Origin of the sequence: Nocardia sp. CC201C (genome assembly GCF_030010695.1) — a bacterium.
Lineage (GTDB): Bacteria > Actinomycetota > Actinomycetes > Mycobacteriales > Mycobacteriaceae > Nocardia > Nocardia otitidiscaviarum.
Window position 1 is genome coordinate 1 of record NZ_JASCXP010000305.1, and the last position, 9,090, is coordinate 9,090.

The 9,090-nt window shown below is 69.9% G+C and carries 8 protein-coding genes; 1 reads left to right on the forward strand and 7 read right to left on the reverse strand.

All coding sequences use genetic code 11. From position 1 onward, the window contains the following. The 5 genes from QK444_RS26085 to QK444_RS26105 all read right to left on the reverse strand — a co-directional run. Positions 1–1,377 (reverse strand): tetratricopeptide repeat protein (locus QK444_RS26085; protein WP_282784630.1); only part of this gene is annotated, 1,377 nt, incomplete at its 3' end. 223 nt (positions 1,378–1,600) lie between these two features. Then, on the reverse strand, positions 1,601–2,968 hold the full coding sequence (locus tag QK444_RS26090; RefSeq protein WP_282784632.1) for a pitrilysin family protein: 1,368 nt from the start codon (positions 2,966–2,968) through the stop codon (positions 1,601–1,603). 128 nt (positions 2,969–3,096) lie between these two features. Next, positions 3,097–5,346, reverse strand: a complete 2,250-nt coding sequence (locus QK444_RS26095) for a polyribonucleotide nucleotidyltransferase (RefSeq protein WP_282784633.1) — start codon at positions 5,344–5,346, stop codon at positions 3,097–3,099. Between the two features lie 371 nt (positions 5,347–5,717). Then, complete coding sequence (rpsO, locus tag QK444_RS26100) at positions 5,718–5,987, reverse strand: 30S ribosomal protein S15 (protein WP_282784635.1); 270 nt, start codon at positions 5,985–5,987, stop codon at positions 5,718–5,720. A 105-nt stretch (positions 5,988–6,092) separates the two neighbouring features. Beyond that, positions 6,093–7,028: a bifunctional riboflavin kinase/FAD synthetase gene (locus QK444_RS26105; protein WP_282784637.1), complete on the reverse strand. Its 936-nt coding sequence runs from the start codon at positions 7,026–7,028 to the stop codon at positions 6,093–6,095. Positions 7,029–7,216: 188 nt separating this feature from the next. Between QK444_RS26105 and QK444_RS26110 the strand changes: the two genes are divergently transcribed. Continuing rightward, positions 7,217–8,002 carry a metal-dependent transcriptional regulator gene (locus tag QK444_RS26110; RefSeq protein ID WP_282784639.1) on the forward strand — a complete coding sequence of 262 codons (786 nt, stop codon included), beginning with the start codon at positions 7,217–7,219 and terminating at the stop codon, positions 8,000–8,002. 13 nt (positions 8,003–8,015) lie between these two features. Here QK444_RS26110 and QK444_RS26115 read toward each other — a convergent pair whose 3' ends face one another. Next, positions 8,016–8,180 carry an SDR family oxidoreductase gene (locus tag QK444_RS26115; protein ID WP_282784641.1) on the reverse strand — a complete coding sequence of 55 codons (165 nt, stop codon included), beginning with the start codon at positions 8,178–8,180 and terminating at the stop codon, positions 8,016–8,018. Positions 8,181–8,546: 366 nt separating this feature from the next. Then, positions 8,547–9,090: LysR substrate-binding domain-containing protein (locus tag QK444_RS26120; protein ID WP_282784643.1), on the reverse strand; the 544-nt coding region annotated here is incomplete at its 5' end.

Consider the following 9,090-nt stretch of genomic DNA (forward strand, 5'->3'; position numbering starts at 1 on the left):
ACGGTAGTCGGCGGTGGCGGTGTGTCCGGCGGTCCACCAGAAGGCCGCGCCCGCCGCCACGATCACCGGGGCGATGAGGGCCGCCAGCATGGCCGCGAGGCGGCGCAGGCGGCGGCGACGGGCCTGAACCAGCAGGGTGACAAGGGTTTCCACGGCGAGGGTGAACGCCACCGCGCTGACCACGGCGGCCAGCGCCCAGGCGGCGTCGGGCTGCCGCGACCACTGGGCCAGACCCGCGACCGCGCCCACGCCCACCAGACCGCCGGCGAGCACGCCGAGGAATCCCTTGGCCGCGTAGGGGTAGCTGCCGAGCGCGTCCTCCTCGCCGCCCTTGCGCCGCAACCACGCCAGGAAGATCAGCACGTGCCCGACCCCCGCGCCGACCGCCGCGGCCACCAGCAGCACCTGGGCGTCGTGCACCTCGCCCGCCTCGTGGCCGGTGGCCAGCAGCACGCCCCCGTATCCGGCCGCGAGCGCGGCCACCACCAGGGTCGCGAGTCCGGCGAGCGCTCCGGGCCGGGCGCTGATCCGCCGCGTCAGGTAGCCCTCGGGCAGCTGCCGCCGCAGCATCCGGTACACCACGAACCAGGCCACCGGAATCACCGCGAGCAATACCGGCAGCAGTCCCAGCAGTCCCGCCGGAGGCAGCCAGATCGACGCCAGCGCGGCCATTCCCGCGCACGCCCACACCCATTCGGCCAGCCGCAGCAGTCCCCGCCAGGTCAGGGCGGACAGCGTCTGCCGCGCGGGCAGATGGTCCGGCCGCGAGGCGAGCAGCCCACGCAGCACAGCCACGGGTCCCCCGCGCCACGCCTGCAAGCGCGCTTGCAGCACAAGCAGATCCGGGTGCAGCGAGTTCAGCGCCAGCCCGTCCTCGACGTGCTTCGCCGCCGCGATGCGATCGGAGAACTCGAGTTCCACCTCGGCCGCCGCGGCGTGGGTGTCGGCGGTCGGTGCGATCCGCAGCGCCCGCACCACCGCGGTCCGCGCCTCGGAGCGTTCGGCCTCACTCGGCCCGAACTTCCGCGCGATCACCCCCGCCACCGTGAGCAGCGCGTTCGCGCTCTCCGGCGCGAGCGAAACGGCAACCCGCGCATGCCGAATCGCCTCCTCCCATCGCGCCGACGCCTCGAACGCCAGTGCCGCCGTCAGATGCGGCTCCACTTGATCGGGGTCGGCCGCGATGGCCAGGCCGACCATCCGTAGCGCCTCGTCCACCCGATCCAGCCGATAGGCGATATCGGCCATCGAATTCAACAGTTCCGGATCGTGCGGTGCGTCCTGCAACGCGTCGCCGACAATCCGCCGAGCCTCTTCCAGCCGCCCGAGATCACTTGCGGCACGCGCTCTTTCCAGCACCTGCGAGGTGTCGTTCATCCCTCTCCCGATCAAAGCATTCCAGCCGCAGAGACTAGCCTGCCCGCGACCGGTGGGCAGCGGCACCCGGCCGACAGCCGCCGACAGTCTCGCACGCGTACCGCCGGAAGGTAGCCGAACCGATTCCGGGTGTATCCGGCGAACCCGAAGGACCAGCGGGATTCGTCGGCGACTCGGCCCCGGGGCGCAGCAGGACACCGCGCCGGATTCCGTTCGCGGTGGGCTAGCCGACCAAGCGACGGACCGCCGCGGGCAGATCGCGGGTGCGCCGGTAGGGACCCGCCACCGCCGCGCCGAACGGGCGCGACAGCAGCGTGCGAGCGATGGCGGACACCTCGTCGGTGGTGACTTCGTCTATGCGGGCGAGGGTTTCGGAGACGCTGCGGTGATTGCCGTAGCTGAGTTCGCTGCGGCCGATGCGGTTCATGCGCGAGCCGGAATCCTCCAGGCCGAGCACCAGCCCGCCGCGCAGCGACCCCTTGGCGCGGGCGCATTCGGCGTCGGTGATGCCGTCCGCGGCCACCTCCTCGAGTACGCCGCGCGCCAAAGCCGCCACCTTGCCGAGGTTTTCGGGCTGGCAGCCCAGATACACCGAGAAGGCCCCGGTGTCGGCGAAGGTGTCCACGCTCGAGTACACCGAGTAGGCCAGTCCGCGCTCCTCCCGGATGCGCTGGAACAGCCGCGAACTCAGTCCGCCGCCGAGCACCGTGTTGAGCACCGACAGCGGCCAGCGCTTCTCACCCTCGTGGCGGCCGAAGGCGCGGGTGCCGAACACCAGATGCGCCTGTTCGCTGTCGCGGTACATGCGGTGCAGTTCGGGGACGCCGCGCGGCCGGAATCTGCCCTCGCGGCGCGGGGCCGGTTCCCGACCGGGCTCGAGCCGGTCGGCGAAGGCGCGGTGCACCAGTTCGACGGTGTGCTCGTGTTCGACATTGCCCGCCACCGCCACCACCATCCGGTCGGGCCGGTAGCGGCGCAGATGGAACGAATGCAGTTGGTGCGCCTGCATGGTTTCGATGGTCTCGATGGAGCCGATGACCGGACGACCCACCGGATGATCGCCGAACAACGCCGACAGGAAGGTGTCGCCCACGATGTCCTCGGGATCGTCGTCGCGCATGGCGATCTCCTCGAGCACCACCTGCCGCTCGACGGCCACGTCCTCGGCCCGGCACAGCCCCCGCAGCACCACATCGGAGACCAGATCCACCGCCAGCGGCAGATCCTCGTCGATGACGTGCGCGTAATAGCAGGTCTGCTCCTTGGCGGTGAACGCGTTGAGTTCGCCGCCGACGGCATCCATGGCCTGGGCGATATCGAGGGCCGAGCGCGAGGGCGTCGCCTTGAACAGCAGATGCTCGAGGAAGTGCGCCGCCCCGGCCACGGTGGGCCCCTCGTCGCGCGAGCCGACGCCGACCCACACGCCGACCGACGCCGACCGCACCCCGGGCACATGTTCGGTGACGACCCGGAGCCCGCCGGGCAGAACGGTCTTGCGCACACCGGTATCCGCCAGCGGCGCTTCGGTGGTGGAGAGCCGCAGCGAAGGGGCTTTGCTACCCGACAGTGGAGTGTCCTTCTTCCGAACCATGTTTCCCACACAGCATGTTGACCACACGATGGCATCCGAGGCAATGAAACCCGGCAATGAAAAAATCCGGTGGCCCCTCACCCGATTATCGGGGTGAGGGGCCACCGCGCGTTACGGACGCCCGCAGGTTACTCCGCGTCGGCCGGGGCCGCCGCCTCGGACTCCTCCTCGACCGGCACGAGGGAGATCTTGCCGCGGTTGTCGATATCGGCGATCTCCACCCGGATCTTGTCGCCGACGTTCACCACGTCCTCGACCTTCGCGACCCGCTTGCCGTTGCCCAGCTTGGAGATGTGCACCAGACCGTCGCGGCCCGGCAGCAGCGAGACGAACGCGCCGAAGGCGGTGGTCTTCACGACCGTGCCCAGGAAGCGCTCGCCGACCTTCGGCAGCTGCGGGTTGGCGATGGCGTTGATGGCGTCGATGGCGGCCTGCGCGGACGGGCCGTCGGTCGCGCCGACGAACACGGTGCCGTCGTCCTCGATGGAGATGTTCGCGCCGGTGTCCTCGGTGATCTGGTTGATGACCTTGCCCTTGGGTCCGATCACCTCGCCGATCTTGTCCACCGGGATCTTGATGGCGGTGACGCGCGGCGCGTAGGGGCTCATCTCGTCCGGGGTGGCGATGGCCTCGGCCATCACGTCCAGGATGGTGAGGCGAGCGTCCTTGGCCTGGTTCAGCGCACCGGCCAGCACCTGCGACGGGATGCCGTCCAGCTTGGTGTCCAGCTGCAGGGCGGTCACGAAGTCGGGAGTACCGGCGACCTTGAAGTCCATGTCGCCGAAGGCATCCTCGGCGCCCAGGATGTCGGTGAGGGCCACGTAGCGGACCTCGTCCTCACCCTTGTCGTTCTTGACGGTGTCCGACACCAGGCCCATGGCGATACCGGCCACCGGAGCCTTCAGCGGCACACCGGCGTTCAGCAGCGACAGGGTCGAGGCGCACACCGAGCCCATGGAGGTGGAACCGTTGGAGCCCAGCGCCTCCGACACCTGGCGGATGGCGTAGGGGAAGTCCTCCTGCGAGGGCAGCACCGGCATGAGCGCCCGCTCGGCGAGCGCGCCGTGGCCGATCTCGCGCCGCTTGGGCGAACCCACGCGACCGGTCTCACCGGTGGAGAACGGCGGGAAGTTGTAGTGGTGCATGTAGCGCTTGGAGGTCTCCGGGCCGAGCGAGTCGACCTGCTGCGCCATCTTCACCATGTCGAGGGTGGTGACACCCATGATCTGGGTCTCGCCGCGCTCGAACAGCGCCGAACCGTGGGCGCGGGGCACCACGGCGACCTCGGCGGACAGGGCGCGGATATCGGCCAGGCCGCGACCGTCGATGCGGAAGCCGTCGGACAGGATGCGCTGGCGCACCAGCTTCTTGGTGACCGAGCGGAACGCCGCGCCGATCTCCTTCTCCCGGCCCTCGAAGTCCTCGGCCAGGCTGGAGAGCACCTCGAGCTTGATCTCGTCGATCTTCTCCTCGCGCTCCTGCTTGCCCGCGATGGACAGCGCCTCGTTCAACGGACGCTTGGCGGTGCCCTCCACGGCCTCGAAGACATCCGGCTGGTAGGGCAGGAAGAGCGGGAACTCCTCGGTCTCCTTGGCGGCCAGGGTGGCCAGATCCTGCTGCGCCTTGCACAGGCGGGCGATGAACGGCTTGGCGGCCTCGAGACCCTCGGCGACCACGGCCTCGGTGGGCGCCTGCGCGCCGCCCGCGACCAGCTCGATGACCTTCTCGGTGGCCTCGGCCTCGACCATCATGATGGCGACGTCACCGTCGACCACGCGACCGGCGACCACCATGTCGAAGACGGCGTCCTCGAGCTGCTCCACGGTCGGGAAGGCGACCCAGCGGCCGTCGATGAGCGCCACCCGCACGCCGCCGACCGGGCCGGAGAACGGCAGACCGGCGAGCTGGGTGGACGCCGACGCGGCATTGATGGCGACCACGTCGTACAGATCCTTCGGATCCAGCGACATGACGGTCACCACGACCTGGATCTCGTTGCGCAGGCCGTCGACGAAGGACGGGCGCAGCGGGCGGTCGATCAGGCGGCAGGTCAGGATGGCGTCGGTGGAGGGGCGGCCCTCGCGGCGGAAGAACGAGCCGGGGATGCGGCCCGCGGCGTACATCCGCTCCTCGACGTCGACCGTCAGCGGGAAGAAGTCGAACTGGTCCTTGGGCTGCTTGCCCGCGGTGGTGGCCGACAGCAGCATGGTCTCGTCGTCCAGGTAGGCGACGACGGAGCCGGCGGCCTGCTTGGCCAGGCGGCCGGTCTCGAAGCGGATGGTGCGGGTTCCGAGGTCACCGTTGTCGATGAGCGCTACGGATTCGAAAACGCCGGGCTCGACCTCGGCGGCGGAACCGGTCGTCACAGTTTCTGTCATTGTTCTTCTCTCAACCTCTCGTCTCGCCGGACCCGCGTGCGCTAGGTCAGCGCGCGATCCGGCATCGTCAGCCGTACCCGGCGTGGACACGCCACAGCCCTCCTGGCGGCAGCGCGCACACCCGTGCCGATATCCCCTTGGATACAGCGACGCGGAGGCGGTCATCGATCGAAGCCCTCCGGGCCGCGCGAGTGCGGCGCACCGAAAAGCCACTACCGAAGACCGACGCCACGCGACGGGTGCATACGGCTGTGCGTTGGTCGTGCATGCACCGATGGCCGCATGCACGAATAGCCAACGAGGAGATTCTAAGCCTCCCCGTTGGCTGCTTCGTCAACAGGCTCCGGGAACCCGGAGTTGTGTCGCGATGATCAGCGACGCAGGCCGAGCCGCTCGATCAGGGCACGGTAGCGCTCGATGTCCTTGTCCTGCAGGTACTTCGAGAGACGCTTGCGACGACCGATGAGCGCCATCAGACCGTGGCGGGTGTGGTGGTCGTGCTTGTGCTTCTTGAGGTGCTCGGTGATGTCGGCGATCCGCTTCGACAGCAGCGCGATCTGCGCCTCCGGGGAACCGGTGTCCTTCTCGTGGACGCCGTACTCGGTGAGGATCGCCTTCTTCTGCTCGGTGGTCAGAGCCACAGAATTTCTCCTGTATTTTCCAGTCCGCGCTCGAAGTGCCAGGTGACCCTGGGTGGGTGCCGCCGCGGACCGCAGCAAACCCAGCGGACCAGAGTACATGAACCCTCAGGCGAGGATTTCGCGGGCCTGTTTCACGTCGCGGCCGATGGCCTCCACGAGTTCGTCGACGGAGTCGAACTTGCGCATCCCGCGCAGCTGTTCGACGAAGTCCACCGCCACGCGCTTGCCGTAGAGGTCGCCGTCGAAGTCCAGCACGTGCGGTTCCACGGTGCGGTTGCGGCCGTCGAAGGTGGGGTTGGTGCCCACCGAGACGGCGGCCATGCGGCGCACCGGGTCGCCGGAGTCCAGCACGGTGAACCAGCCCGCGTACACGCCGTCGGCGGGAACGGCGGCATGCAGGTGCGGGGCCACATTGGCGGTCGGGAAACCGAGCCCCTTGCCGCGCCCGTCGCCGCGCACCACGATGCCCTCCACCCGATGCGGACGGCCCAGCGCCTCCGCGGCGGCGGCCATGTCACCGGCGACCACGCAGGAGCGGATGTAGGTGGAGGAGAAGGTCACCGCGTGCTCGCCGAGCAGCTGCACCCCGTCGGTGTCGAAGCCGTAGCGGCCGCCCAGCTCGCGCATGGTGTCCACGGTGCCGGCGGCCTGCTTGCCGAAGGTGAAGTTGTCGCCCACCACCACCTCGGCCACGTGCAGCTTGTCCACGAGCAGCTCCTGCACGTAGCGCTCCGGGGTCAGCTTCATGAACTCCTGGGTGAACGGCATCACCACCATGACGTCGATGCCGAGTTCGGCCACCAGTTCGGCGCGGCGGTCCAGCGTGGTCAGCTGCGCGGGATGCGAACCCGGCCGCACCACCTCGAGCGGATGCGGGTCGAAGGTCATGAGCACCGCGGGAACGCCCCGTGCCGCAGCGGATTTCACCGCGCGGCTGATGAGCTGAGCGTGACCCCGGTGCACGCCGTCGAACACCCCGATCGTGAGCACGCACCGGCCCCACTCCGCGGGCATCTCATCGAGACTTCGCCATCTCTGCACAAGCGCAGCTTACGGAAAGCGCGTCACAGACAATATTCGGCCGTGGTGATGTTCACCGCCGGACCGACCCCCGCCACCCCCGCTTCACCTCCGCGCCGAGTGCGCGCCACCGACCGTCACCGCACCGTTCGCACTGCCGCGCACCGGCCCGACCAGCGGGCGCGCCGATGTGGGAAACCGGGCGAGGTATGCCTAAGCTCGGGGACGTGCCAGGAAAACGAGACATCGCCACGCGCCGCGAGCTGGCCGATCCGTCCGCATCCGCACCCCTCGGAGATGTCGCCACCGCCGCGGTGAGCTCGAGCACGAGTGTCGCACCGGTGCTGTCGTCGGTCGCGCAGGACTATCTGAAGGTGATCTGGACCGCGCAGGAGTGGTCGCAGGAGAAGGTGTCGACCAAGCTGTTGGCCGAGCGGATCGGGGTGTCGGCCTCGACGGTGTCGGAGGCCGTGCGCAAGCTCGCCGACCAGGGGCTGGTCGAGCACGCCCGCTACGGGGCCATCACGCTGACCGAGGAGGGCCGCCGGGCGGCCGTCGCCATGGTGCGGCGGCACCGGCTCATCGAGACCTTCCTGGTGCAGGAGCTCGGCTACGGGTGGGACGAGGTGCACGACGAGGCGGAGGTGCTCGAGCACGCGGTCTCGGAAACCCTCATGGCGCGCATCGACGCCAAGCTGGGCCATCCGGACCGCGATCCGCACGGTGATCCGATTCCCTCGGTGGACGGCGCCGTGCCCACTCCCCCGGCCCGCCAGCTCTCCGATTTCCACGACGGCGAATCCGGGCGCGTCGCGCGAATCTCCGATTCGGACCCGGCCATGCTGCGCTACTTCGATTCGCTCGGCATCGCCCTGGACACCCCGATCGCGGTGGTGGAGCGGCGGGACTTCGCGGGCACCATCGCCATACGCGTGGACGACCGCACCATCGACCTGGGCGGTATCGCCGCCGAGGCCATCTGGCTGACGGCCTAGTCCCCCGGCGGGTTCAGACCAGTCGGTGCCCGCCGTCGACGTGCAGAACCGTACCGGTCACGAGCGGGTTGCGCAGCAGCGAGAGCACGGCCGCCGCGATGTCCTCCGGTGTGCCGAGGCGTCCGGCGGGCAGCCGCACCGACAGAGCCCGCGTCCACGTCGGAGCCAGGCTTACCAACCGCCTGCCCCGACGGCCTCTTCCCTGCGGCCACACCGAAGCCGGACCCGCCCTCCGCGGCTCCCGAGGACACCTGCACCACGGCTGTATCGGCAGCCGCGACGACCGGGTGTGCGGTCGCGACGGCGACGGGCGGCTCGGCCGGGTGTTCCGGCAGTGCTCGGTCGGGATCTCTACCAGCGAACGCGGGATCGCGGGCCGTGTCGACCGCGCCCGCGAACTCGCTGGTGGCGATGTCATGGGCCGACGCGGAGGTTGGTGTCGGGATACCGGTCGAGGGGTTCTTGTTCGCTGTCATGGATTCCAGCCGACCAGGGGTGGCGGCGGGGGTCCATGTCGTGGGGGCGAAGGCGGGTGAGGGGTGGGCTAATGGGGCCGGTCCGGGACGGGGCCGGTGGTGAGGATGTCGGCTATCTCACGGACCAGCGGGTCGCGGGTGGCGGTGCGCCAGGCGGCGAGGTAGGTGATGCGCAGGGGGCCGGAACGCAGTGGCCGCCAGGCCAATCCGGGGGTTCCGGCGGTGCGGCCGGAGCCGAGGCCGATGGCGTCGGGGCGCAGTGGGAGCAGGGACAGCATTTGGGCGTGGCTGAGGGCGCTGTCGCTGAGCACCACGTCCGCGCCGCGCTCGCGCAGTTGGCGCAGCAGGTCGTCGTGTAGTTCGGGGGCGGAGGCGCGAGCGAACAGGATCAGTTCCAGGCCGGACAGGGCGGTGGGGTCGATGGCGTCGTGGGCGGTGAGGGGGTGGGCGGCGGACATGAGCACGCCGAGTTCCTCCTCGATGACGTGCGCCTGGGTGAGGTGCGGGGGCAGCGACGCCGGGCCGCGCAGCACCGCCAGATCCACCTCGTCCTGATCGACCAGGCGCACCTGTTCGGCGGAGGTCCCCGTGGTCAACGCCACTCGCAGGCCG

Coding starts and splice junctions, on each gene's coding strand:
- QK444_RS26095 (WP_282784633.1), bottom strand. CDS start 5,346: ATGACAGAAACTGTGACGACCGGTTCCGCCGCCGAGGTCGAGCCCGGC.
- QK444_RS26090 (WP_282784632.1), bottom strand. CDS start 2,968: ATGGTTCGGAAGAAGGACACTCCACTGTCGGGTAGCAAAGCCCCTTCG.
- QK444_RS26110 (WP_282784639.1), top strand. CDS start 7,217: ATGCCTAAGCTCGGGGACGTGCCAGGAAAACGAGACATCGCCACGCGC.